Origin of the sequence: Pseudomonas putida, from assembly GCF_030159595.1 — a bacterium.
Classification (GTDB): Bacteria; Pseudomonadota; Gammaproteobacteria; order Pseudomonadales; family Pseudomonadaceae; genus Aquipseudomonas; species Aquipseudomonas putida_AC.
In genome coordinates, this window is the sequence record NZ_BSKJ01000002.1 from 25,438 (window position 1) to 51,444 (window position 26,007).

Genomic DNA, 26,007 nt, shown 5'->3' on the forward strand with positions numbered 1-26,007 from the left:
TGGCAGGCATCCTGCTACCCGCCTACACCATTCCTCGAGTAAATGCTAGAATCCCCGCCCATCATGCGGCCATTCTCCTATTCTTGGCCGAACATTCCTTCACACAGTGCATCCCATGCTGAAGAAGCTGTTCCAGTCTTTCCGCCCGCCCGTACCGGGCCCGCACCACAGGCGCACCACGCCTGAGGTGATCAACAAGAGCCAGCACTCGCTGCAGCGCCACCAGTTCAGCCGCCATGCGGTGAACATCGTGGAACGCCTGCAAAGCGCTGGCTACCAGGCTTACCTGGTCGGTGGCTGCGTCCGCGACCTGATGCTGGGCATCACGCCGAAAGATTTCGACGTCGCCACCAGCGCCACTCCCGAACAGGTCCGTGCCGAATTCCGCAACGCGCGCATCATTGGTCGCCGCTTCAAGCTGGTCCATGTGCATTTCGGCCGTGAGATCATCGAAGTCGCCACTTTCCGCGCGCCTCACTCGGAAGACGACCAGGGTGATAGCCACCGTTCGTCGCACAACTCCAGTGGCCGCATCCTGCGTGACAACGTGTACGGCACCCTGGAAGAAGACGCACAACGCCGCGACTTCACCATCAACGCCCTGTACTACGACCCGGTCAGCGAGCGCATTCTCGATTACGCCAATGGCGTGCATGACGTGCGCAACCGCCTGCTGCGGCTGATCGGTGACCCGACCCACCGTTACCAGGAAGATCCGGTGCGCATGCTGCGCGCGGTGCGTTTCGCTGCCAAGCTGGACTTCGGCATCGAGAAGCACACGGTCCAGCCGATTCGCGAACTGGCCCCGTTGCTGCGCGAGATCCCGCCAGCGCGCCTGTTCGAGGAAAGCCTGAAACTGTTCCTCTCCGGCCAAGGCGCCATCGCCTTCGAAATGCTGGTCGACCTGCAGCTCTTCGAGCCGCTGTTCCCGGCCAGCGCACACGCCCTGGACGAGCGCCCGACCTACGCCCACACGCTGATCAGTCAGGCACTGAACAACACCGACCTGCGCGTGAAGCAGGGCAAGCCGGTAACCCCGGCGTTCCTGTTCGCCGCGCTGCTGTGGCCAGCCCTGCCGGCCCGCGTGCTGCACCTGCAGAACCAGGGCGTACCGCCGATCCCGGCCATGAACGGTGCTGCTCACGACCTGATCGCCGAGCAATGCGCACGCATCGCCATTCCCAAACGCTTCACCTTGCCGATCCGCGAGATCTGGGACATGCAGGAGCGTCTGCCACGCCGTAGCGGCAAGCGCGCCGACATGCTCCTGGACAACCCACGCTTCCGCGCCGGTTATGACTTCCTGCTACTGCGTGAAAGCGCAGGCGAAGAAACCGACGACCTCGGCCAGTGGTGGACTGACTACCAGGATGCCAACGACAGCGAACGCCGCGAGATGATTCGCGAGCTGGGCAGCCGTGACGAAGGCACCGGTGCCGGCCCGCGCAAACGCAAGCGCAGCAGCAGCAAACGCAAGCGCGGTGGCGACGAGGCGGTCGAGTGAAGACCCGCGCCTACGTTGGCCTGGGCAGCAACCTGGACGCACCTGCCGCGCAACTGCGCAGTGCCTTTCAGGCGCTTGACCAGGTCGAGGGTACCCGTCTGGTAGCGGCCTCGGCCCTGTACACCAGCGATTCACTGCTGCCCGGCCAACCACGCTACACCAACGCTGTCGCTGCCCTGGACACCGCACTGCCCCCCCTGGCCCTGCTCGATGCGCTGCAGGCCATCGAGAACGACCAGGGCCGCGTGCGCAAGGAGCGCTGGGGCCCGCGCACGCTGGACCTGGACATCCTGCTGTTCGGTGATCAGGTACTCGATGAGCCACGCCTGAAAGTGCCGCATTACCACATGCATGCCCGACCCTTCGTGCTCTACCCACTGGCCGAACTGGTACCGGACGATTTCCGCCTGGCCGATGGCCGCGCCCTCGCGCAGCTACTCGACGACTGCCCGTTCGTCGGTCTGGAACGCCTGTAAACCGGGCGTTCCAGCCTGCCATGCCACCTCGGTAACGCCAGTAACACCCTGATCGTAACAATGCGGTAACAGGGTGATTGACTTCCCCCACCTCGCTCACGACTATAGGCGTCCCGTGTGGCACCAAAGTGCCGCATACCCGTATTTAGGCCCGGACGGACCTGTGCCCGAACATCACGCGCGATGATGTGCCGCTCCGGAAGATGACTACACGCGTTGAATGCAGTCGTTTTTTACAGCGCCTGAACGAGGATTTTCCTACATGCCTGAAGTAACCCTGACCACCCTCAATGGCCTCAAGGCCAAGGGTGAAAAAATCACCATGCTGACCTGCTACGACGCGACCTTCGCCAAGGCCGCCAGCCAGGCCGGCGTCGAAGTGTTGCTGGTGGGCGACTCGCTGGGGATGGTCCTGCAGGGCCACGACAGCACCTTGCCGGTAACCACGGCGGACATGGCCTACCACACCGCCTGCGTCAAACGCGGCAATGACGGCGCGCTGATCCTCGCCGACCTGCCGTTCATGGCGCACGCCACCCCGGAACTGGCCTTTGCCAACAGCGCCACGCTGATGCAGGCCGGCGCCCACATGATCAAGATCGAAGGCGCTGCCTGGCTGGCCGAAACCATTCGCCTGCTGGCAGAACGTGGCGTGCCGGTGTGCGCGCACATGGGCCTGACCCCGCAAACCGTCAACGTGCTGGGTGGCTACAAGGTGCAAGGCCGCCAGGAAGCCCAGGCACGGCAGATGCGCGCCGATGCCATCGCCCTCGAACAGGCCGGTGCGGCCATGCTGCTGCTCGAATGCGTACCCAGTGAACTGGCGGCGGAAATCACCAATGCCGTGGGCATTCCGGTGATCGGCATTGGCGCCGGCAGCGCCACCGATGGCCAGGTGCTGGTGCTGCACGACATGCTCGGCCTGTCGCTGAGCGGCCGGGTACCGAAGTTCGTGAAGAACTTCATGGAAGGCCAGACAGACATTCAAGGTGCCCTTGTCGCCTATGTCGAGGCCGTCAAGCAAGTCAGCTTCCCTGGTAGCGAACACGGGTTCAGTGCATGAATACAGTCAAAACCGTTCGTGAGCTGCGTGCAGCCGTTGCCCGCGCCCGCGGTGAAGGCAAGCGCATCGGCTTCGTGCCGACCATGGGCAACCTGCACAGCGGCCACGCAGCCCTGGTGACCAAGGCTGCACAGCGCGCCGACTTCGTGGTGGCCAGCATCTTCGTCAACCCGCTGCAGTTCGGCGCCAACGAAGACCTCGACACATACCCGCGCACCCTGGCCGCAGACCAGGAGCGCCTGCTGCAGGCCGGCTGCAACCTGCTGTTCGCACCTAGCGCCGAAGAGATGTATCCCGACGGCATGAGTGTGCAAACCCGCGTCAGCGTGCCCCACCTTTCCGAAGGCCTGTGCGGCGCCAGCCGGCCCGGCCACTTCGAAGGCGTGGCTACCGTGGTCAGCAAGCTGTTCAACATGGTCCAACCCGACCTTGCCGTGTTCGGTGAGAAGGACTTCCAGCAACTGGCGGTCATCCGCGCCATGGTGCGCGACCTGAACATGCCGGTCCAGATCATTGGCGAGCCTACTGTGCGCGCCGAAGATGGCCTGGCGCTGTCGTCGCGCAATGGTTACCTGACGCCTGAGCAGCGTGCGACTGCGCCAGTGCTGTACCGCACGCTGCAGCACATCGCGGCTGCCATCGCTCATGGCCAGCGCGACTTTGCCGCGCTGGTTGCCGAAGGCCAGGCCCAGCTGAGTGCCGCGGGCTTGCGCCCGGACTACCTGGAAGTGCGCCATGCCGTGAGCCTGCGCCCGGCAATGATCGATGATCGCGATTTGGTGGTGATTGCAGCGGCTTATCTGGGTAACACGCGGCTTATCGACAACCTGTACCTGCATGTAGAAGAAAAAACCGCGTAACAGCAAGGGGCTGCTTTGCAGCCCATTCGCGGGCAAGCCCGCTCCCACAGGCGCCCCCAAAATCACCCTGCCATACCCATTCCCAGCGCGTGGCCTTTGCCTATAATGATGCCTGCCTGAACCCGGCAATGACTGCCGTGTCCAAGGCATCACCACGCACCAAGGGAACCCCGCGCAATGGCGTATTACCGTACTCCCCACGATGTGACGGCCCTGCCCGCCTGGCAGGCGCTTCAGCAACACCGCGACGCCATGCAAGACTTCAGCATGCGCGAAGCGTTCGCCGCCGACGCCAAGCGCTTCGACCAGTTCTCCCTGAGCTGCTGCGGCCTGTTCCTGGACTACTCGAAAAACCTGATCACCGAACAAAGCCGCGACCTGCTGGTCAATCTGGCCAACGAAGTCGGCCTTCAGGACGCCATCAAGTCGATGTTCGGCGGCGAAATCATCAACGCCTCCGAAGGCCGCCCAGTGCTGCACACCGCCCTGCGCCGGCCGGTAGGCGACAAGCTCAGCGTCAACGGCGTGAACGTCATGCCGGAAGTACACAAGGTGCTCAACCAGATCACCGAACTGGTCGGGCGCATCCACGACGGCCTGTGGCGCGGCTACAGCGAAAAGCCGATCACCGACGTGGTCAACATCGGCATCGGCGGCTCGTTCCTCGGCCCCGAGCTGGTTTCTGAAGCGCTGCTGCCCTATGCCCAGCGCGGCGTACGCTGCCACTACTTGGCCAACATCGACGGCAGTGAGTTCCACGAGCTGTCGGCCAACCTGCGCGCCGAAACCACCCTGTTCATTGTCTCCTCCAAGTCGTTCAACACCCTCGAGACGCTGAAAAACGCCATGGCCGCGCGTACCTGGTACCTGGCCCAGGGCGGCTCGGAAGCCGAGCTGTACCGCCACTTCATCGCCGTCTCCAGCAACAAGGCCGCCGCCGTGGCCTTTGGTATCCGCGAAGAGAACATCTTCCCGATGTGGGACTGGGTGGGCGGCCGCTATTCGCTGTGGTCGGCCATCGGCCTGCCGATTGCCTTGGCCATCGGCACAGCCAACTTCAAGGAACTGCTGTCGGGTGCCTACACCATGGACCAGCACTTCCAGACCGCACCGTTCGACAAGAACATGCCAGTGCTGCTGGCCCTGTTGGGCGTGTGGTACGGCAATTTCTGGGGCGCGAACAGCCACGCGATCCTGCCGTACGACCACTACTTGCGCAACATCACCAAGCACCTGCAGCAGCTGGACATGGAGTCCAACGGCAAGAGCGTGCTGCAGGACGGTACCCCTGTGAAGACAGACACCGGCCCTGTGATCTGGGGCGGCGTCGGCTGTAACGGCCAGCACGCCTACCACCAGTTGCTGCACCAGGGCACTCAGCTGATTCCTGCCGACTTCATCGTGCCGGTGGTGAGCTTCAACCCGGTGGCCGACCATCACCAGTGGCTGTACGCCAACTGCCTGTCACAGAGCCAGGCGCTGATGTTGGGCAAGACCCGCGAAGAAGCCGAAACCGAGCTGCGCAGCAAAGGCCTGAACGAAGCGGACATCGAAAAGCTGGCCCCGCACAAGGTGATCCCGGGCAACCGCCCGAGCAACACCCTGGTGGTCGAGCGCATCAGCCCGCGCCGCCTGGGTGCGCTGGTGGCGATGTACGAGCACAAGGTATTCGTGCAGAGCGTGATCTGGGGTATCAACGCCTTCGACCAGTGGGGCGTTGAGCTGGGCAAGGAGCTGGGCAAAGGTGTTTACCAGCGCTTGGTCGGCAGCCTGGAAGACAGCGCCGAAGATGGCTCCACCCAAGGCCTGATCAACTACTTCCGCGGCCGTCACCGCGGGTAATCCGATACCTGCACCGGCCCCTTCGCGGGTAAACCCGCTCCCACAGGTACTGCACAAGTTTGAAGAATTGTGCAGTACCTGTGGGAGCGGGTTTACCCGCGAAGAGGCCGGCACAGGTTGAACACCTCTCCCAGCTACACTGTCCTATCGAATAGCCGTTGCAGTCCATCGCCCCTTACAAGAGCAGGACCACCCGCCATGTTCGATATCAAGCAGTATCCCCAGGCCCTGGCCGTCAGCCAGTCTGCCGCCCTCACCCCCGATGAATACCGCCGTCTCTACCGCCAGTCGGTAGACGACCCTGACACCTTCTGGGCAGAACAGGCCAAGCGCCTTGACTGGATCAAACCTTGGTCCAGCGTGCAGCAATGCGACCTGAACACCGGCAGTGCCCGTTGGTTCGACGGCGGCCAGCTCAACGTCAGCTACAACTGCATCGACCGCCACTTGGCCAAGCGCGGTGAGCAGACTGCCCTGCTCTGGGAAGGTGACGACCCCAACGACTCCAAGGCCATCACCTACCGCGAGCTACACCGCCAGGTCTGCCGCCTGGCCAACGCACTGAAAGCACGCGGGGTGAAAAAAGGCGACCGGGTATGCATCTACATGCCGATGATCCCCGAAGCCGCCTTCGCCATGCTCGCCTGTACCCGCATCGGTGCCATCCACTCGGTGGTGTTTGGCGGCTTCTCCCCCGATGCCCTGCGTGACCGTATTCTCGATGCCGACTGCCGCACCGTGATCACCGCCGATGAAGGCGTGCGCGGCGGCAAGTGCATTCCGCTGAAACAGAACGTCGACAAAGCGCTGGCCAGCTGCCCAGCGGTCAGCAGCGTGATCGTGGTGCGCCGCACCGGCGGCGATGTTACCTGGGCCGACGGCCGCGACCTCTGGTACCACGAGGTAACAGAAAAAGCCGACGACGGCTGCGCCCCCGAACCGATGGAAGCCGAAGACCCGCTGTTCATCCTTTACACCTCCGGCAGCACCGGCAAACCCAAAGGCGTGCTGCATACCACGGGTGGCTACCTGCTGCAGGCGGCGATGACCTTCAAGGTGGTGTTCGATTACCGCGACGGCGAGGTGTTCTGGTGCACCGCCGACGTCGGTTGGGTCACCGGCCACAGCTACATCGTCTATGGCCCGCTGGCCAATGGCGCGGTCTCACTGATGTTCGAAGGCGTGCCCAACTACCCGGACACCTCGCGCTTCTGGCAAGTGGTGGACAAGCATCAGGTGCACATCTTCTACACCGCCCCAACCGCCCTGCGCGCGCTGATGCGCGAGGGCTCCGCACCACTGCAGAGCACTTCGCGCAAAAGCCTTCGCCTGCTGGGCAGCGTCGGCGAGCCAATCAACCCCGAAGCCTGGGAATGGTATTTCGAGGAAGTCGGGCAAAAGCGCTGCCCCATCGTCGATACCTGGTGGCAGACCGAAACCGGCGGCATCATGCTCACCCCGCTTCCCGGCTCGCAGTCACTCAAGCCCGGTTGCGCCACCCAGCCCATGTTCGGTGTGCAACCGGTACTGCTGGACGAAAAAGGCAAGCTGATCGAAGGCCCTGGCGCCGGCCTGCTGGTGATCAAGGCCAGCTGGCCTGGGCAGATCCGCAGCGTCTACGGCGACCACCAGCGCATGATCGACACCTACTTCAAACCCATGCCCGGCTATTACTTCACCGGCGACGGTGCCCGCCGCGATGCCGATGGCGACTACTGGATCACCGGGCGCATCGACGATGTAATCAACGTGTCCGGGCACCGTATCGGCACCGCCGAAGTGGAAAGCGCGCTGGTACTGCATGACAGTGTTGCCGAAGCCGCGGTGGTCGGTTATCCCCACGACCTCAAAGGCCAGGGCGTCTACGCCTTCGTCACGCCCATGAACGGCGTGACGCCAGACGACGCGCTAAAGGCCGAGCTGCTGGCCCTGGTCAGCAAGGAAATCGGCAGCTTTGCCAAGCCCGAACTCATCCAGTGGGCCCCGGCACTGCCCAAGACCCGCTCAGGCAAGATCATGCGGCGTATACTGCGCAAAATCGCCTGCAATGAGCTGGACAATCTCGGCGATACCTCGACCCTGGCCGACCCCAGCGTGGTGCAGGGCCTGATCGACAAGCGTCTCAACCAGTAACCGGTGGCCATTGCCCATGGCCGCCCTGAACCACAGGTCGCCATGGAAGCCCTTCGCCGCCGCATCGAAACCCAGGTCATGAGCCTTACCGGGCTGGCCCTCGGCCAGCTCGACCTGGAATCGCCCAAGGGCGATCCCGGACTGTTCGGCCCGCACAGCATCAGTTGGCGGGTACATGGCGACTTCCCGAGCATGCTGGTCGGCGGCATCAGTGCCCTCATGCTCCAGTTGCTGCATCCACTGGCCTTGGCCGGCGTGTGGGACCACTCCAACTTCCGCGAAGACCTGCTCGGCCGCCTGCGCCGCACCAGCCAGTTCATCTCCGGTACTACCTTCGGCGCCACCCGCGATGCCGAATGGCTGATCGACAAAGTGCGCACCATTCACCTGCAAGTCACCGGCACCGCGCTGGATGGCCGCCCTTATGCGGCCAGCGACCCAGACTTGCTGACCTGGGTCCATGTAGCGGAAGTCAGCAGCTTCCTTGCCGCCCACCTCCGTTACCGCAACCCGCACCTCCCTCGCACCGAACAGGATGCCTACTACAATGAGATCGCCCTGATCGCCGAGCGCCTTGGCGCTCGTGACGTGCCGCGTTCATGCCAGCAGGTCGAGGATTACCTGCAACGTATGCGCCCGCAACTGTATTGCGACACCCGCAGCCATGAGGTGGTCGATATCCTGCTCGCCGCCCCGGCTCCCAGCCGCCTGGCACAACCGGTAGGCAAGCTGATGCTGCATGCCGGCATCGACCTGCTGCCGGATTGGGCCCAGGCCATGCTCGGCCTGCAGCACGGCCCCTTGCAGCGGCGTTTGATCCGTCTGGGCCTGCGACGCACCGCGCCGGTATTGCGCTGGGCCATGCGAGACGGCTCGGCGCACCGGGCCAAACGGCGCATGGGCATCGAATGAGGTCAAATGGTCGCCCCTGCGGAACTGATTTAACGTGCCATACTCCAAGCACTCCTGCTTAGACAGACGAAGCGACACATGTACAAAGGATTGACTCGCGCCGCTGGCGCAATCGTGGCCCTGGTGGCCCTCTACAGCCTGCTTGGCTTTCTCATTCTTCCCGGTGTCGCACTGCGTATCGCCAACCAGCAGTTGGCCCAATACGCGACGGTGCCTGCCCACCTCGAACGGATCGAACTCAACCCGTTCAGCCTGGAGCTGACATTATGGGGCCTGCAAATCGGCGAACCCGGCAAGGAACAGGTCGGTTTCGAACGGCTGTACGCCAACCTCTCGCTCGACAGCCTGTGGACCAAAGCGCTGCACCTGGAGGCAGTAGAACTCGACAAGCCGCGTAACGAGGTGCTGTTCGCCAAGGACGGCACCCTCAACCTGACCGGTCTGTTCAAGCTGCCAGCCAGTGAGGCCAAACCTGACGAACCGCCCAGCGAGCCGTTCCCGCTGCGCATCGGTAGCATCAAGCTCATCGACGGCTACCTGCATTTCGAGGACTTGCGCCCCAGCGAGCCGATCGAGTTCCTCTACGACAATATGAACCTGGAGCTGAAAAACCTCAGCACCTTGCCCGACGACAGTGCCGACATGACCTTGGTGGCCAACGGCCCCAATGGCGGGCGCATTGATTGGAACGGGACCCTGAGCCTGTCACCGATCGCCTCTGAAGGCACGCTGAAGATCACGGAAGGCAAGATGAAGGCCTTCTGGCCGTATGTGCGTGATGTTGTGCCACTGGTGCTGGAAGACGGCGTGGTCAGCCTCGACACGCAATACAAGCTTAACCTCGCCAAACAGACCGAGCTGTTGCTGGACAACGCCTCCGTACGCATTGCACCGTTCGCCATCAAGGCGCCGGATGGCCGCCCCTTGGCACGCCTGGCCAGCCTGGAGGTGAGCGAAACCTCCGTTGACCTGGTCAAGCAACAGGTCACCGTAGGCAAAATCCGCAGCGAGAAACTCGAAACCTGGGCTGCGCTGGAAAAAGACGGCCAGCTCGATTGGCAAAAGCTGTTTGCCAGCCAGCCTACCAAAGCCACGCCGAAGGAAAAGGCAGAGCCGGCTGCCGCCGAGACGACACCTGAGCAGCAAGCCGCCAAAGAGCCGAGCAAGCCTTGGCAAGTGCTGCTCAAGGACGTGCAATTGCGCAACTACCTGGTGCACCTGGCAGACCGCAGCCAGAAAGAACCGGTAGCCTTGGACATCGGCCCGCTCAACGCCGACCTGCAAGGCTTCGATAGCCTCAACCAGTCGCCCTTCACGCTCAAACTCGATACGGGCGTAGGCAAGCAAGGCAAGCTGCAGGCGGCCGGTCAGGTCAACCTGGCGCCGATATGGGCCAAACTGGATGTAAGCACCCGCGACATTGACCTGCGCGTAGCCCAAGCCTACATCAGCCCGTTCATCCTGCTGGAGCTGCGCAGCGGCATGCTCTCCAGCGACCTCAAGGTCGACCTGAAGAACACCGCACCGCTGGCCTTCAATGTCACTGGCAAGGCCCAGGTGAACCAGCTGCACACCCTCGACACCATCAAGAGCCGCGATTTCGTCAAATGGCAGCAGGTGAACGTCGATGGCTTGTCCTATGTACACGGCGATGCGTTGTCGATCGACAAGGTAACCCTGCTGCAGCCCTATGCGCGGTTCATCATCAACGAAGACCGCACCACCAACATCAACGACCTGTTGATCCCGCAACCGGCAGGCACCCCGGCGCAAAGCCAGACCAAACCGGCCGCAACCAGCAGCGACAAGCCGCTGGGTATCCACATTGGCCAGATCGACATCAACGATGGCTCGGCCAACTTCGCCGACCTGTCCCTCACCCCCAACTTCGCCACCGCCGTCCAGCAGCTCAACGGCCAGATCGGCACCATCGACAACCGCAAACCGGTGCCGGCCAAGGTCGATGTCAAAGGCAAGGTCGACCGCTACGCACCGGTCACCATCAAAGGCGCACTCAACCCCTTCAACCCGCTGGCCAGCCTGGACATCGCCACCAGCTTCAAACGCGTCGAGCTGACCACCCTGACACCCTATTCCGGCAAGTTCGCTGGCTTCCGCATTCGCAAGGGCCGGCTCAACCTCGACCTGCACTACCTGATTACCAACGGCCAGCTCAAAGCCGAAAACAAGGTAGTGGTCGAACAGCTGCAGCTGGGCGAAAAAGTCGATAGCCCGGACGCGGTCGATCTGCCAATCCGCCTGGCGGTGGCGCTGCTGAAAGATACCGAGGGCAAGATCTCGATCGAGCTGCCAGTGTCTGGCGACCTCAACAACCCGCAATTCAGCGTGATGCCGATTGTCTGGCAAACCCTGCGCAATCTGGTACTGCGCGCAGCACAGGCGCCGTTCAAGTTCATTGGCGGGCTGATTACCGGCGGTGGCTCGGAAGACCTGGGCAACGTGGCCTTCGCCCCCGGCTCCAGCGAGCTCAGTGGCGATGCCCAGTCATCCCTCGACAAGCTGGCATCCGCGCTGAAAGAGCGCCCGGAACTGCGTCTGGAAATCGAAGGCACCAGTGCCCAGGCCAGCGATGGCCCTCTGATCGCCCAGCAGCGCCTGGAGCGTGAATACCAGGCCACCTGGTACAAGATCCTGCAGCGCAGGGGCGACAAGGTGCCGGCCAATGCCTCGATGCTGGTGGTGGACGACAGCGACAAGCCGGCGATGCTCGAAGGCATCTACCGCACCCGCCTGAAGCAGCAGCCACCTGCCGAATGGGAGCAACTGGACCGCGACGAACGTACTGCCAAGCTGCGTGAGGCAGTAATCAAGTCGTGGGCCGAGAGCACCGCCTTGCTGCGCACGCTGGGCCAGGAGCGGGCCAGCAGTATCAAGGATTACCTGGTGGACAAGGGCAAGCTGGAAGATGACCGGGTGTACTTCATCGATACCAGCCTGGGGCAGCCTGAAAGCGATGGGCGGGTGGTGACGCCGATGCACCTAGACGCAGAGTAATCTCTAAAAGCAGGCCCGGCCTCTTCGCGGGTAAACCCGCTCCCACAGGGTGCGTGCGCAGCTCAAGGCCTGTGCAGTACCTGTGGGAGCGGGTTCACCCGCGAAGAGGCCAGTACAGGCTTCACACCAGCCGCTGCCCCGACACTGCCGGGTGATACAGCGGCTGCACCTTGTTCCCCGCCGGGTCCAGCAGGTGGAAGCTACGCGCCCCGTCACCGTGGTTGAACGGCCGGTCCAGCAGCGTCACACCGTGGGCCTTGAAGTACTGGTACCACGCCTCCAGCTCCTCCACGCTGTCCACAATGAACCCGTAATGGTCCAGGGTCTGCAACCCATTGGACGCCCCTGCCCCACGTCCCAGCGAAAGGTTGTCGTTACCACAGGTGAGGTACACCAAGTCTTCGTTGGCACGGTTCAACACCTCCATACCCAGCACATCGACATAAAAGCGTTCGCACTCCTCCAGATTGGGTACCAGCAAGGCGATGTGACGCAGGCCATTCAGGCGGCCAGGGCGTGCAGGCAATTCGGACATTGGCGAAGCTCCATTTTTGTATACAATTCACATTAGAATTTAAAACAAAAGGAGAGCCTTGTGTATAGCCTGTTTATCAAGACGCGTGTAAAACCCGGTTGTGCCGAGGACTTTCTCGAAGCGATCAAGGTCAATGCCGCAGCTTCCGTCGCCAACGAACCAGGCTGCCTGGTCTTCGATGTGTCGCAGGACCGGGCCGACCCGGAGGTTATCTACCTGTACGAGATCTATCGCGATGACGCAGCGTATGACGCACATACCCAGACCGCACACTTTCGCGACAGCCGCCCACGGGTGGAGCCGCTGATCATTGAGCAGGAATGCTTCGAAAGCGATGTGATCGCCCTAAACCCCGGCTACTGAGCGCAAAAGTAAAGCCCCGGCACAGGCCGGGGCTTCGGTAGAGGTGGCCAAATCCGTTTGGCCGACGGAACATCCCTTATTCAGACTTCAGGCCATCAGCCGAAACGGCCTGAACGCCTTTGATCTTCTTGGCGATGGCAACAGCCATTTCCTTCTGCGCATCGGTAATGGCCACTTCAGACGACAGCGACACCACACCTTTGTTGGTCTCGACTTTAATGTCGCTGCCTGGCACGCCTTTCTCGGTCATCAGGTCAGCCTTGACCTTGGTGGTGATCCAGGTATCAGAGGTAGCTTCCTTGGCTTTGGTCACCTCACCGGCCGCCAGCGTCATGGGGGCCTGGGTGGACTGTTGGGCGAATGCCGCGTTAGCCATGGTCAGGGTCAGAGCGGTAGCAGTAGCGGCAGCAATGGCGAACTTCTTCATGTGGGTCACTCCTGTTTTTCGAAAGGTCTGCGCCGTATGTCCTGGCGGCAGGTATGAAGGTAGTTGCATGTGCTGTGCCAGCTTTTCCGTTTCTATTTAACTTTTATAAATCAATAATTTAGCAAACACCCATTACTTTCAGGGTCGTGCATTTTGCAATCAGCGCGGTAAACCTGCATGCAAGATGCAAGTCCGCAAAAGGTTCCCGTCACCCATGAAAAAAGGGCCCCGAAGGGCCCTTTTCCTGTTGCGTGGCAGTCGCTTAGACGCCCGAGGCCTTGGCCGCGGCAACGTCCTTGATCGACAGCTTGATACGGCCGCGGTTGTCCACGTCCAGTACCAGTACTTCAACTTCCTGGCCTTCTTTCAGGATGTCGGTGACTTTCTCGACGCGAGCATCGCTCAGCATGGAGATGTGCACCAGGCCGTCCTTGCCAGGCAGGATGTTGACGAAGGCGCCGAAGTCGACGATACGCTCAACCTTACCGACGTAGATCTTGCCGATTTCGGCCTCGGCGGTGATGCCCAGGATGCGCTGCTTGGCAGCATCCGCCGCTTCCTTGGTTTCGCCGAAGATCTTGATCGAGCCGTCGTCTTCGATATCGATCGAAGCCTTGGTCTCTTCGCAGATCGCGCGAATGGTGGCGCCGCCTTTACCGATGACGTCACGGATCTTGTCGGTGTCGATCTTCATCGCGATCATGGTCGGGGCGTTGGCCGACAGCTCGGTACGCGACTGACCAATGATCTGGTTCATCTGGCCGAGGATGTTCAGGCGCGCTTCCAGGGCCTGGCCCAGGGCGATTTCCATGATCTCTTCGGTGATGCCGTTGATCTTGATGTCCATCTGCAGCGCGGTGACGCCTTTGGCGGTGCCGGCTACCTTGAAGTCCATGTCGCCCAGGTGGTCTTCATCACCCAGGATGTCGGTCAGAACGGCGAATTTCTCGCCTTCCTTGACCAGGCCCATGGCGATACCGGCAACCGGCGCCTTCATCGGCACACCGGCGTCCATCAGGGCCAGGGAAGCACCGCAGACCGAAGCCATGGAGCTGGAACCGTTCGACTCGGTGATTTCCGAAACCACGCGGATGGTGTACGGGAACACGTCAGCAGCCGGCAGCATGGCCTGAACCGAACGACGGGCCAGACGACCGTGGCCGATTTCGCGACGGCCAGCACCACCCATACGACCACACTCGCCTACCGAGAACGGTGGGAAGTTGTAGTGCAGCATGAAGGGGTCTTTCTTCTCGCCTTCGAGGGTATCCAGCAGCTGGGCGTCACGGGCAGTACCCAGGGTCGCAACGACCAGTGCCTGGGTTTCGCCACGCGTGAACAGTGCCGAACCGTGGGTCTTCGGCAGAACACCTACTTCGATGTTCAGCGGACGAACGGTCTTGGTGTCGCGGCCGTCGATACGCGGTTTGCCGTTGACGATGTTTTCGCGAACGGTGCGGTATTCGATTTCGCCGAAGATTTCTTTGACTTCGGAAGCCGAAGGCTGGCCTTCTTCACCGGAGAACTTGGCGATCGCCTGATCGCGCAGCTCGCCCAGGCGCGCATAGCGGTCAGCCTTGACGGTGATGGTGTAGCCCTGCGAAACGCCTTCGCCGAATTCGGCGCGGATGGCGTTGAACAGTTCAGTGTTGGCAACAGCAGGTTTCCAGTCCCAGGTTGGCTTGCCGGCTTCAGCAGCCAGCTCTTTGACAGCCTGGATAACAGCCTGGAATTCGTCGTGGGCGAACAGTACGGCGCCCAGCATCTGGTCTTCGGTCAGCTCTTGAGCTTCCGATTCAACCATCAGCACCGCGTCGGAGGTACCGGCAACGACCATGTCCAGGCTGGAGGCAGCCAGTTGCTCATAGGTCGGGTTCAGCAGGTAGCCAGTGCTTTCGTGGAAGGCAACGCGCGCGGCACCGATCGGGCCTTCGAACGGAATACCGGAAATGGCCAGGGCAGCCGAGGTACCGATCATCGCAGCGATGTCCGGGTCGGTCTTCTTGCTGGTGGAAACCACGGTGCAGACGACCTGCACTTCGTTCATGAAGCCTTCCGGGAACAGCGGACGGATCGGACGGTCGATCAGGCGCGATGTCAGGGTCTCTTTCTCGGAAGGACGGCCTTCACGCTTGAAGAAGCCACCCGGGATCTTGCCGGCGGCGTAGGTCTTTTCCTGGTAGTGAACCGACAGCGGGAAGAAGCCCTTGCCTGGATCAGCCTGTTTGGCGCCTACCACGGTCACCAGCACGGTGACATCGTTGTCCACGGTCACCAGCACAGCGCCGGTTGCCTGACGGGCAATACGGCCCGTTTCGAGAGTAACGGTCGATTGACCGAACTGGAAAGTCTTGATTACCGGGTTCACGGTTTCCTACCTTTTTCAGTGGCTCTTGGGGGAACTGGTTTCTTGCGAATTCTTGGGCAGAACGGGGAATCGGCCCCATTGACCGTCCAGATACAACACGAGGCTGGGAGCCTGGCTGAAGAGCGGAAAACCGCTCAACTTCACCAGGCTGCCAACCTCGGAGATACGCATGGCGTGCCCATAGACAACGCTGCCAGGCAGCGCTGCCAATGCATGAGACACGCCATGCACACCACTGACCAGGCCGCTATTAGCGACGCAGGCCCAGGCGACCGATCAGGGCGCTGTAACGAGTGGTGTCTTTGCCCTTCAGGTAGTCCAGCAGCTTACGACGCTGGTTAACCATACGGATCAGGCCACGACGCGAGTGGTGGTCTTTACCGTTGGCCTTGAAGTGGCCTTGCAGCTTGTTGATGTTCGCGGTCAGCAGAGCAACCTGAACTTCCGGGCTACCAGTGTCGCCAGCGGCTTGCTGGAAGTCGGTAACGATTTGAGCTTTTTCTTCAACGCTGAGGGCCATTTGGCTTCTCCTGATAACGGATCCCGCAAGCGGGGTCCAATAGGCCAGGGACAAATCCCTGTATTAATAAGAAAGGTGTGACCGTGCCTACTGACAGCCACCCTTGGTTCCGTAGGGCTCGGCCAAAGCCTCACCCCGCGGTTTCGGTCATTCCGACCGAATCAGCCGACGTGGCGCAATGCGCCCGTCTTCGCTCACTTCACCGATACCGATGAAGCGCGCATTATGATCCTGTACCCGAACCATGCCAAATTGTGGCGCGTCCGGAGCGCGTACCGCCTGCCCATGCAGCCAGTAGAATGCGCTATGTTCGGACAGGCAAACCATCGGCCAGTCCTGCAGACCGCTGTCCGACGGCATCAGGAAGCGGTCGAGCGCTTCGTTGCCACCTTCGGCATGGGCCTGTTCGAGTTCCTCGAGGGTGACCGTTTGTGCCAACGCGAAGGGCCCGGCCTGGGTCCTGCGCAGCTCGGCAACATAGGCGCCACAGCCAAGGGCCTCGCCGATATCCTCCACCAGGGTACGGATATAGGTGCCTTTACTGCATCCTACGGTCAACCGTGCACGGGTGCCTTCGCACTCCAGCAACTCCAAGCGGTTAATAGTAACAGAACGCGCCTCACGCTCCACTACCTCTCCTGCACGAGCCAGTTTGTACAGCGGCTGGCCGTCACGCTTGAGCGCCGAGTACATCGGCGGTATCTGGCTGATCGGTCCACGAAAACGTGGCAACAGCGCCTCGATGTCGGCGCGACCAACGGTCACGTCGCGGGTCTGCAGCACCTCACCCTCGGCATCGCCGGTGTTGGTAGTCTGCCCCATCTGCATGACGGTTTCGTAGCCCTTGTCGGAATCGAGCAAGTACTGCGAAAACTTGGTTGCTTCACCAAAGCACAGCGGCAGCACGCCGGTTGCCAGCGGGTCGAGGCTACCTGTATGGCCGGCCTTTTCCGCGTTGAGCAGCCAGCGCACCTTTTGCAGGGCCGCGTTGGAGGTGAAGCCCAACGGCTTGTCGAGCAGAATGATGCCGCTGACATTGCGGCGGATACGTTTGACCTGGGCCACCGCTTACTCCTTGGTGTCCGACTCGTCGGTATCCTTGTGCAGGCGGTCTTCAGCCACTGCACGCTCGATCAGCGCCGACAGGTGCACACCACGGCTGACACTTTCATCGAAGTGGAAGTGCAGCTGCGGCACGCTGCGCAGTTGCATCGAGCGGCCCAGGTGCAAACGCAGGAAGCTGGCAGCGCTGTTCAGTGCTTTGAGCGACTGCTGCACGGCATCCGGGGTTTCCTCGCCCATGACGGTGATGAACACCTTGGCATGGCCGAGGTCACGGCTGACGTCCACGGCGGTGATGGTCACCAGGCCGACACGGGGGTCCTTGACTTCGCGACGGATCAGTTCGGCCAGCTCGCGCTGCATCTGATCGCCAATACGTTGGGTACGGCTATATTCTTTGGCCATTCTTGCTACCTGTAACTTAAAGCGGCAAACGCCCGGTCAGACGAATGCCTGACCGGGCGCTACCTGAAGAGGTGCCGCAAACCACCCTGTAGCGGGGATTTGCGGCTTGCTCACCCTTAGAGGGTACGAGCCACCTGGACTTTCTCGAAGACCTCGATCTTGTCGCCGACCTTGACGTCGTTGTAGCTCTTGACGCCAATACCGCACTCCATGCCGTTACGCACTTCGGCGGCGTCGTCCTTGAAGCGACGCAGCGATTCCAGTTCGCCTTCGAAGATAACCACGTCTTCGCGCAGTACGCGGATCGGACGGTTACGGTACACGGTACCCTCGATGACCATACAGCCAGCGATGGCGCCGAACTTCGGCGAACGGAACACGTCACGCACTTCGGCGACACCCAGGATGTTCTCGCGAACATCGCTGCCGAGCATGCCGGTCAGGGCCTTCTTGACGTCTTCGATGATGTCGTAGATCACGTTGTAGTAACGCATATCCAGACCTTCCTGCTCGACGATCTTGCGCGCGCCGGCATCGGCACGCACGTTGAAGCCGAACAGTACTGCATTCGAAGCCAGCGCCAGGTTGGCGTCGCTTTCGGTGATACCACCCACGCCGCCACCGATCACGCGCACCTGGACTTCATCGTTGCCCAGGCTGCCGAGCGAGCCGTTCAACGCTTCCAGGGAACCCCGTACATCGGTCTTGAGGACGATGTTGAGGGTCTTCTTCTCTTCCTGACCCATGGTCTCGAAGATGTTTTCCAGCTTGCCGGCGTGAGCACGGGCCAGCTTGACCTCGCGGTACTTGCCTTGACGGAACAGGGCAACTTCGCGGGCCTTCTTCTCGTCGGCCACCACGGACAGCTCGTCACCGGCTTCCGGGGTACCGTCCAGGCCGAGGATCTCGACCGGGATCGACGGGCCAGCTTCCTTCACAGGCTTGCCGTTCTCGTCGAGCATGGCACGCACGCGGCCATAGTTGGAACCGCACAGGACCATGTCGCCCTGACGCAGGGTACCGTCCTGAACCAGGATGGTCGCCACCGGGCCACGGCCCTTGTCCAGGCGCGATTCGACGACCACGCCACGACCTGGAGCGGTCGGGGTAGCGGTCAGTTCGAGAATCTCGGCCTGCAGCAGGACAGCTTCGAGCAGTTCGTCGACACCAGTACCCATCTTCGCCGAAACCTTGACGAACGGCGTGTCACCACCCCAGTCCTCGGAAGTAACGCCTTCGACGGCCAGCTCGTTACGGATGCGATCGAGGTCGGCACCCGGCTTGTCGATCTTGTTCACTGCAACGACCAGCGGAACGCCAGCAGCCTTGGCATGCTGAACGGCTTCGCGGGTTTGCGGCATCACGCCGTCGTCCGCCGCCACCACCAGGATGACGATGTCGGTCGCCTTGGCACCACGGGCACGCATCTGGGTGAACGCAGCGTGGCCTGGGGTATCGAGGAAGGTGACCATGCCGCGGTCGGTTTCCACATGGTAGGCGCCGATGTGCTGGGTGATACCACCGGCTTCGCCAGCAGCAACCTTGGCACGACGGATGTAGTCGAGCAGCGAGGTCTTGCCATGGTCAACGTGACCCATGACGGTAACCACCGGCGCACGCGACTCGGTCTGGCCTTCGAATTTCAGCGATTCGGCCAGGGAGTCTTCCAGGGCGGTGTCGCTGACCAGGGTGACCTTGTGGCCCAGCTCTTCTGCGATCAGTTGAGCGGTTTCCTGGTCGAGCACCTGGTTGATGGTAACCGGGGTGCCCATCTTGAACATGAACTTGACGACTTCAGCGCCCTTGACGGACATCTGGTTGGCCAGTTCAGAAACCGTGATGGTCTCGCCGATGGTCACGTCACGGATGACGGGGCCGGTCGGGTTCTGGAAGCCGTGCTGGTTACGCTTCTTCAGCTTGCTCTTGCCACCACGACCACGACGAGCGCCATCGCTCTCTTCGTCGGTGGTGCGCGGAGCGGCACGTGGAGTCGGCGCCTTTTCCTTCTCCTTGACCTTGACCTTGATCGACACACGCGGAGCCTCGCCACGACGACGGTCGTCATCGCGAGTGCGGCTTTCGTTGCGACGGGTCTCGTCCTTCTTGCGCTCGGCAGCACGGGCGGCGGCGTCTTCGGACGCCGGGGCGTCGGCGACTACCGGGGCCGGGGCAGCGGCTGGTGCCGGCTCTGGCTTGGCGGCAGGCGCTGGGGCGGCTGCAGGCGCTTCGGCGGCCTGACGGCGAGCCTGATCTTCGTTGCGCTGGCGAACTTCGGCGTCAACCTTGTCGCGAGCGGCGTTTTCAGCCGCGCGGCGCTCGTCCTGTTCACGCTTCTGCTCAGCCTGGATCTCCTCCGGGCTGCGCTGCACGAATACTTTCTTCTTGCGTACTTCTACGCTGATGCTTTTGCTACCGGCGACACGCAGGGTGCTGGTGGTTTTGCGCTGCAAGGTAATCTTGCGCGGCTCTTCCGCCTTGCTCTTGTGGCTGCTCTTCAAATGAGTCAGCAGGGTCTGCTTCTCATTGTCGGTCACTACCTGACCGGCGTCGGTGTGCGGCAGACCTGCCTCACGCATCTGCTGCAGCAGGCGCTCTACCGGTGCCTCGACCTCTTGGGCCAGTTCTTTCACCGTGACTTGCGTCATGCACTTCTCTCCTCAGGCCGCGCCTAATTACTCGAACCAATGGGCTCGGGCGGCCATGATCAACTTGCCGGCACGCTCTTCGTCGATGCCGTCGATGTCGAGCAGATCGTCGATCGACTGCTCGGCCAGGTCTTCGCGGTTAACCACGCCGCGCACCGCCAGTTCAGCCGCCAGGTCCTTGTCCATGCCCTCAAGGGAGAGCAGGTCTTCGGCCGGGTGGGCGTCTGCCAGTTTTTCTTCGGTAGCGATGGCCTTGGTCAACAAACGGTCCTTGGCTCGAGCGCGGAGCTCATTGACGATATCTTCGTCAAAGCCATCGATGTTGAGCATTTCTTCCAACGGTACGTAGGCAATTTCTTCGAGGCTGGTGAAGCCTTCGTCGACCAGCACTTGGGCCAGCTCCTCGTCGACTTCCAGTTCATCGATGAAATTGCGCAGGATGTCACCGGTTTCGGCCTGTTGCTTGGCCTGGATGTCCTTCTCGGTCATCACGTTCAGGGTCCAGCCGGTCAACTGACTGGCCAGGCGAACGTTCTGACCGCCACGGCCAATGGCCTGGGCCAGGTTGTCCTCGGCGACGGCGATGTCCATGGCATGGGCATCTTCATCAACGATGATCGCCGCGACTTCAGCCGGCGACATGGCGTTGATGACGAACTGCGCCGGGTTATCGTCCCACAGGACGATATCCACACGCTCACCACCCAACTCCCCGGATACAGCTTGGACGCGCGAACCACGCATGCCGATACAGGCGCCTTGCGGGTCGATGCGCTTGTCCTTGGAGCGGACGGCGATCTTGGCTCGCGAACCCGGATCACGGGAGGCAGCCATGACTTCGATGAGGCCCTCGGCAATTTCCGGCACTTCAATGCGGAAAAGCTCGATCAGCATCTGCGGCGCGGTGCGCGACAGGATCAGCTGTGGGCCACGGTTTTCAGTGCGAATTTCCTTGAGCAGCGCACGCAGGCGCACGCCAACACGGAAGGTTTCGCGTGGAATGATGTCTTCGCGGGCCAGCAGGGCCTCGGCGTTGTTGCCCAGATCAACGATGACGTTGTCGCGGGTAACCTTCTTGACGGTACCGGAGATGATCTCGCCAACGCGTTCACGGTAGGCATCGACCACCTGGGCGCGCTCGGCCTCACGGACCTTCTGCACGATGACCTGCTTGGCGGTCTGGGCGGCGATACGACCGAATTCGATGGACTCGATCTTCTCTTCGATCACGTCACCTACCTTGGCTTCAGGGTGGGTGTCCTTGATCTTGTCCAACCAGGTCTCGATCGCCGGATCATCAAGATCGGCTTCATCGACCACAGTCCAGCGACGGAAAGTCTCGTAGCTACCGGTGTGGCGGTTGATTTCCACACGCAGGTCGACTTCATCTTCAAAACGTTTTTTGGTTGCAGTGGCCAAGGCCACTTCCAGCGCTTCGAAAATGACGCCTGGCGGTACACCTTTTTCGTTGGATACCGATTCAACAACCAGCAGTACTTCTTTGCTCATCGTACGCCTCGCCTTGCGCAAGCCATTGGGCCCGGATAGTCCGCCGGGCCCGGCACGTCTCAGTCAAAACTGGGAATAATATTGGCCTTGTCGATCGAGTCGATCGGCAACAGGAACTCCTGATTGTCCACCTGGACCACCACATCCTGCTCCTCCACACCGCGGAGAAGGCCCTGGAAGTTACGACGACCCTCGAAGGGTGAGCGCAGCTTGATCTTCACTTGTTCGCCGGCATGCGAGGCAAACTGTTCCAGAGTGAACAGTGGGCGATCCATGCCTGGAGAAGACACCTCGAGGGTGTACTCACTGCTGATTGGATCTTCCACATCCAGGATTGCGCTGGCCTGACGGCTGACCGCTTCGCAGTCTTCCACCAGGATGCCGCCTTCCTTGTCGATGTAGATGCGCAGTACCGAATGCTTACCCTGGGAAACGTATTCGATCCCCCAGCACTGATAGCCCAGACCCTCGACAACCGGGGCCAACAAGGCCTGCAACTGTTCTAGCTTGCTCGACACCTGAACCCCCTCGTGCATGCTGTGCAAATAAAAAATGGGCGAAGCGCCCATCCCTGAAAGCGCCGTAGGACAACGACGCCGAATACTGTTCGGTTAGCAAAAAGCCCCTGAAAAGGGGCTCCGCTGAAGCTGGTTGCGGGGGCTGGATTTGAACCAACGACCTTCGGGTTATGAGCCCGACGAGCTACCAAGCTGCTCCACCCCGCGACAAAGCTGGGGCGAAAGTATAAGACCGAACCCCATTGAGGGTCAAATCCGAACCTTCACCTGCAAGAAAGCCCGCTAAAGCGGGCTCTCAAGCTTCAATTGGTACCGAGAAGGGGACTCGAACCCCTACACCCTATGGGCACAACCACCTCAAGGTTGCGTGTCTACCAATTCCACCACCTCGGCAATACTACTACTTGAAACCCGTTACTTCTGCTCTTGTGCCGGAGGAGGTACATCACCCGTGTTAGTGGTGGTTTCACTCTTCTGCTGCTGGAGCACCGGTACATCATCATTAACTGCCGGCTTTTGCTGCTCTTTCACTTCTAGCACTGCTGGATCTGGAAGACCTGCTTGGCTAAGCTGGTGAGCTTGTTGCTTCGCGAAGTATCCTAACCCAAGTGCTGTCAAAAAGAAAGTGGCAGCGAGTATAGCAGTAAATTTACTTAGGAACGTTGCAGAGCCCTGGCTTCCGAACACGGTGTTTGAGGCCCCCGCGCCGAAAGATGCACCTGCTTCAGCACCTTTACCCTGTTGCAACAGAACCAGCACTACTAGCGACAGCGCTGCCAACAGATGAAAAACAACGATGACTGTTTCCAGCATTTGTTCAGTTTCCTGCGGCGCGACAAATTGCACCGAATTCGTCTGCGTTCAGGGAAGCCCCACCAATGAGCCCCCCATCGATATCCGGCATGCCGAACAGTTCGGCCGCATTGGCCGCCTTCACGCTGCCGCCGTAGAGCAACTGCACCTTCGCAGCTACTTCAGCATCTTCTGCCGCCAGCTGGCCGCGGATGGCGGCGTGCACATCCTGGGCCTGCTGTGGCGTGGCCGTTAGGCCGGTGCCGATGGCCCATACAGGCTCATAGGCAATTATTGCATTGGCAAAAGCCTTAACACCGAATGCTTCGATGATACTGCTTAGTTGACGCCCGACAACTTCAAGCGTCTTGCCAGCCTCGCGCTCTTCAAGGGTTTCCCCGATACAAAGCACTGGCTTCAAACCTTTGGCCTGCGCTGCTGCAAACTTGCGATTGAGCACTTCGTCGGTTTCACCAATGATCTGGCGACGCTCCGAATGACCAATCAACACCAACTTGCAACCCGCTTCAACCAGCTGCTCGGGAGCAACTTCCCCGGTCAGCGCACCCTGTTCGGGTTGTACAGCAGAATTCTGTGCGCCGACAGTAATTTCTTTACCTGCCAGGCCATCAACCACTTGATTGATGAACAAGGCTGGCGGAAATACCGCGACTTCCACTCCGCTCGGCAAGGCGAGATTACTCAAGCCTTCGGTCAGCTCAGCGACGCTAGCGCGGGTACCGTGCATCTTCCAGTTACCAGCTACCATAGGGCGACGCATGCTTTACCTCGTCGGTCAAAGTGGGCGCAGATCTTACCCAACCAGATCTGCGCTGGCAAGCGCCTTCAGACACAAACTTCGCCGACCAGTTTCGCCAGTGCCTCAGCATGGGCACGCACCTGGCTTTCGTCTTCACCTTCGACCATGACCCGCACCAACGGCTCGGTACCGGACTTGCGCAACAACACGCGGCCACGACCAGCCAGCGCTTCGGTAACCTTGGCACTGGCCTCTTTGACGGCTGGATGCTCCAGCGGGTCGACCTTGCTGGCACCAAAGCGCACATTGATCAGCACCTGCGGGCACTTGCGCAGCGCCTGGCGGGCCTGGGCCAGGGTTTCGCCACGACGTTTGAGCGCCATCAGCACCTGCAGCGCAGCAATGATCGCGTCGCCGGTGGTGGTGTGGTTGCAGCACACGACGTGACCGGAGTTTTCACCACCGACCAGCCACTCTCGCTCCAGCAGCTCAGCCATGACGTAACGGTCACCCACCTTGGCCCGCACGAACGGGACATCCAGGTCCTTCAGCGCCAGCTCCAGGCCCAGGTTGCTCATCAGCGTGCCTACCACCCCGCCTTGCAGCTTGCCACGATCCTGCAGGTCACGCGCAATGATGAACAACAGTTCGTCGCCGTCGACGATGGCACCGGTGTGGTCGACCATCAGCACGCGGTCGCCGTCACCGTCGAAGGCAATACCAAGGTCGGCATGGCCTACCAGCACGGCAGCCTGCAACGATTCGATGTGAGTCGAGCCGCAGCCTTCGTTGATGTTCAGGCCATCCGGCTGCGCATGCAGCACGGTCACGTCGGCACCCAGTTCACGGAACACGCTTGGCGCGACCTTGTAAGTGGCACCGTGGGCACAATCGACCACCAGCTTGAGACCGTCGAAGCTGGTGCTGCTCGGCACGCTGCTCTTGCAGAACTCAATGTAGCGGCCGGCAGCATCGTTGATGCGCGAAACCTTGCCCAGCTTGCCCGAGTCGACAACGGTCATCGGCTGATCGAGCAGCTCTTCGATCATCAGCTCGACTTCGTCCGGCAGCTTGGTGCCCTGGCCCGAGAAGAACTTGATGCCGTTGTCTTCGTGCGGGTTGTGCGAGGCACTGATGACAATGCCCGCCTGGGCATGGAAGGTGCGCGTCAGGTAGGCGATAGCCGGCGTAGGCATTGGCCCCAGCAGCATGACGTCAGCACCCGCCGCGGCCAGACCAGCTTCGAGTGCGGACTCGAACATGTAGCCGGAGATACGCGTGTCCTTGCCCACCAGCACACGGCAATGCCCTTGCTTGCGGAAAGCCATGCCTGCCGCCCAGCCAAGCTTCAGCATGAAGTCCGGCGTGATCGGGAATTCGCCGACGCGGCCACGAATGCCGTCGGTACCAAAGTATTTTCTGCTCATAGGGACTCCAATGTTCTTATTCGGCGTTTTGCACCGCAGCAATCATGCGTACCACATCGACAGTTTCAGCCACGTCATGGACACGAAGGATGCTCGCCCCCTTGGTCATGGCCAACGCCGCCAGCGCAAGGCTACCGTACAACCGCTCGCCGACCGGACGTTCCAGCGTCAGGCCGATCATGCTCTTTCGTGAAACACCCACCAGCAGTGGGCGCCCAAGGCGATAGAGCGCTTCCATGTGCTTGAACAGGCTCAGATTGTGCGCCAGTGTCTTGGCGAAACCAAAGCCTGGGTCAAGGATGATTCTGTTCGCATCGATGCCCGCCGCAGCACAGGCGGTCATCCGCTGCTCAAGATAACGCGTAACGTCAGCGGTCACATCATCGTAATGTGGATCGTCCTGCATGTTACCCGGCTCGCCGCGCATGTGCATGAGGCACACCGGCAGGCCAGTATCCGCTGCAGCGTCCAGAGCGCCATCGCGTTCCAAGGCGCGCACGTCATTGATGAGCCCGGCACCGAGGCGGGCCGACTCACGCATGACAGCAGGTGTGGAGGTGTCGACCGAGATGACCACGTCGAGACGGCTGTTGATTGCCTCGACCATCGGCGCCACACGCTCCAGCTCCTCGGTCACCGATACCGCTCGGGCACCAGGGCGCGTGGACTCGCCACCGATGTCGATCAGCGTGGCGCCGGCGGTAACCATCGCTTCGGCGTGGCGCAGCGCCTCATCACGCTGACTGAAACGCCCGCCATCAGAGAAGGAATCAGGTGTGATATTGAGAATACCCATGACATGGGTACGCGACAAATCAAGAACCCGGTTGCCGCAAGGCAACCGGGTTGGGTACTGCACTGAGCTCATAGA

General features: G+C 61.2%; 22 protein-coding genes and 2 tRNA genes. 9 read left to right on the forward strand and 15 right to left on the reverse strand.

Annotated features, from left to right (window positions below; all coding sequences use genetic code 11):
• Nucleotides 1–115 precede the first annotated feature (115 nt).
• The 8 genes from QQL85_RS04425 to QQL85_RS04460 all read left to right on the forward strand — a co-directional run bounded on the left by QQL85_RS04425 (nt 116) and on the right by QQL85_RS04460 (nt 11,805).
• Nucleotides 116–1,504, forward strand: coding sequence for a polynucleotide adenylyltransferase PcnB (locus QQL85_RS04425; RefSeq protein WP_284353436.1), 1,389 nt, complete (start codon nt 116–118; stop codon nt 1,502–1,504).
• On the forward strand, nt 1,501–1,980 hold the full coding sequence (gene folK, locus QQL85_RS04430) for a 2-amino-4-hydroxy-6-hydroxymethyldihydropteridine diphosphokinase (RefSeq protein ID WP_284353435.1): 480 nt from the start codon (nt 1,501–1,503) through the stop codon (nt 1,978–1,980). The genes QQL85_RS04425 and folK overlap by 4 nt, the downstream gene beginning before the upstream one ends.
• Before the next feature lie 262 nt (nt 1,981–2,242).
• On the forward strand, nt 2,243–3,043 hold the full coding sequence (panB, locus tag QQL85_RS04435; RefSeq protein ID WP_284353434.1) for a 3-methyl-2-oxobutanoate hydroxymethyltransferase: 801 nt from the start codon (nt 2,243–2,245) through the stop codon (nt 3,041–3,043).
• Entirely contained in the window at nt 3,040–3,903 is an 864-nt protein-coding gene (panC, locus tag QQL85_RS04440) for a pantoate--beta-alanine ligase (protein ID WP_284353433.1), read from the forward strand. Before panB ends, panC begins: the two co-directional genes overlap by 4 nt.
• 177 nt (nt 3,904–4,080) lie before the next feature.
• The gene (pgi, locus tag QQL85_RS04445) at nt 4,081–5,745 is read left to right on the forward strand and encodes a glucose-6-phosphate isomerase (RefSeq protein WP_284353432.1); all 1,665 of its coding nucleotides are present in this window, start codon (nt 4,081–4,083) and stop codon (nt 5,743–5,745) included.
• Nucleotides 5,746–5,943: 198 nt separating this feature from the next.
• Nucleotides 5,944–7,878 (forward strand): acetate--CoA ligase, encoded by a 1,935-nt coding sequence (acs, locus tag QQL85_RS04450; RefSeq protein WP_284353431.1) that lies wholly within the window; start codon nt 5,944–5,946, stop codon nt 7,876–7,878.
• 42 nt (nt 7,879–7,920) lie between these two features.
• Nucleotides 7,921–8,790 (forward strand): oxygenase MpaB family protein, encoded by an 870-nt coding sequence (locus tag QQL85_RS04455; RefSeq protein WP_284353430.1) that lies wholly within the window; start codon nt 7,921–7,923, stop codon nt 8,788–8,790.
• Nucleotides 8,791–8,868: 78 nt separating this feature from the next.
• On the forward strand, nt 8,869–11,805 hold the full coding sequence (locus tag QQL85_RS04460; protein WP_284353429.1) for a DUF748 domain-containing protein: 2,937 nt from the start codon (nt 8,869–8,871) through the stop codon (nt 11,803–11,805).
• 121 nt (nt 11,806–11,926) lie between these two features.
• On the opposite strand, the gene QQL85_RS04465 is transcribed toward QQL85_RS04460, so the two are convergent.
• Complete coding sequence (locus tag QQL85_RS04465) at nt 11,927–12,340, reverse strand: VOC family protein (protein ID WP_016391800.1); 414 nt, start codon at nt 12,338–12,340, stop codon at nt 11,927–11,929.
• 60 nt (nt 12,341–12,400) lie between these two features.
• Between QQL85_RS04465 and QQL85_RS04470 the strand changes: the two genes are divergently transcribed.
• Nucleotides 12,401–12,703, forward strand: a complete 303-nt coding sequence (locus QQL85_RS04470; protein WP_284353428.1) for a putative quinol monooxygenase — start codon at nt 12,401–12,403, stop codon at nt 12,701–12,703.
• 76 nt (nt 12,704–12,779) lie between these two features.
• Here QQL85_RS04470 and QQL85_RS04475 read toward each other — a convergent pair whose 3' ends face one another.
• The 14 genes from QQL85_RS04475 to folP all read right to left on the reverse strand — a co-directional run bounded on the left by QQL85_RS04475 (nt 12,780) and on the right by folP (nt 26,004).
• Nucleotides 12,780–13,130 (reverse strand): BON domain-containing protein, encoded by a 351-nt coding sequence (locus tag QQL85_RS04475; protein WP_105948687.1) that lies wholly within the window; start codon nt 13,128–13,130, stop codon nt 12,780–12,782.
• Nucleotides 13,131–13,392: 262 nt separating this feature from the next.
• Nucleotides 13,393–15,498 carry a polyribonucleotide nucleotidyltransferase gene (pnp, locus tag QQL85_RS04480; protein WP_284353427.1) on the reverse strand — a complete coding sequence of 702 codons (2,106 nt, stop codon included), beginning with the start codon at nt 15,496–15,498 and terminating at the stop codon, nt 13,393–13,395.
• 250 nt (nt 15,499–15,748) lie between these two features.
• Nucleotides 15,749–16,018 (reverse strand): 30S ribosomal protein S15, encoded by a 270-nt coding sequence (rpsO, locus tag QQL85_RS04485; RefSeq protein ID WP_012274241.1) that lies wholly within the window; start codon nt 16,016–16,018, stop codon nt 15,749–15,751.
• A 147-nt stretch (nt 16,019–16,165) separates the two neighbouring features.
• Nucleotides 16,166–17,083, reverse strand: a complete 918-nt coding sequence (gene truB / locus QQL85_RS04490) for a tRNA pseudouridine(55) synthase TruB (RefSeq protein WP_284353426.1) — start codon at nt 17,081–17,083, stop codon at nt 16,166–16,168.
• Nucleotides 17,084–17,086: 3 nt separating this feature from the next.
• The gene (gene rbfA, locus QQL85_RS04495; protein WP_284353425.1) at nt 17,087–17,485 is read right to left on the reverse strand and encodes a 30S ribosome-binding factor RbfA; all 399 of its coding nucleotides are present in this window, start codon (nt 17,483–17,485) and stop codon (nt 17,087–17,089) included.
• 116 nt (nt 17,486–17,601) lie between these two features.
• The gene (gene infB / locus QQL85_RS04500; protein ID WP_284353424.1) at nt 17,602–20,130 is read right to left on the reverse strand and encodes a translation initiation factor IF-2; all 2,529 of its coding nucleotides are present in this window, start codon (nt 20,128–20,130) and stop codon (nt 17,602–17,604) included.
• Between the two features lie 27 nt (nt 20,131–20,157).
• Nucleotides 20,158–21,639, reverse strand: coding sequence for a transcription termination factor NusA (gene nusA / locus QQL85_RS04505; RefSeq protein ID WP_009685349.1), 1,482 nt, complete (start codon nt 21,637–21,639; stop codon nt 20,158–20,160).
• A 59-nt stretch (nt 21,640–21,698) separates the two neighbouring features.
• The gene (rimP, locus tag QQL85_RS04510) at nt 21,699–22,157 is read right to left on the reverse strand and encodes a ribosome maturation factor RimP (protein WP_012274245.1); all 459 of its coding nucleotides are present in this window, start codon (nt 22,155–22,157) and stop codon (nt 21,699–21,701) included.
• A gap of 130 nt (nt 22,158–22,287) precedes the next feature.
• Nucleotides 22,288–22,364 (reverse strand) — tRNA-Met (locus QQL85_RS04515).
• A 100-nt stretch (nt 22,365–22,464) separates the two neighbouring features.
• A tRNA-Leu gene (locus tag QQL85_RS04520) sits at nt 22,465–22,550 on the reverse strand.
• A gap of 21 nt (nt 22,551–22,571) precedes the next feature.
• Nucleotides 22,572–22,970, reverse strand: a complete 399-nt coding sequence (gene secG, locus QQL85_RS04525) for a preprotein translocase subunit SecG (RefSeq protein ID WP_284353423.1) — start codon at nt 22,968–22,970, stop codon at nt 22,572–22,574.
• Nucleotides 22,971–22,974: 4 nt separating this feature from the next.
• Entirely contained in the window at nt 22,975–23,730 is a 756-nt protein-coding gene (gene tpiA / locus QQL85_RS04530; RefSeq protein ID WP_284353422.1) for a triose-phosphate isomerase, read from the reverse strand.
• A 65-nt stretch (nt 23,731–23,795) separates the two neighbouring features.
• Entirely contained in the window at nt 23,796–25,136 is a 1,341-nt protein-coding gene (gene glmM / locus QQL85_RS04535) for a phosphoglucosamine mutase (RefSeq protein WP_284353421.1), read from the reverse strand.
• A gap of 16 nt (nt 25,137–25,152) precedes the next feature.
• The gene (folP, locus tag QQL85_RS04540; protein WP_284353420.1) at nt 25,153–26,004 is read right to left on the reverse strand and encodes a dihydropteroate synthase; all 852 of its coding nucleotides are present in this window, start codon (nt 26,002–26,004) and stop codon (nt 25,153–25,155) included.
• Nucleotides 26,005–26,007: the final 3 nt, after the last annotated feature.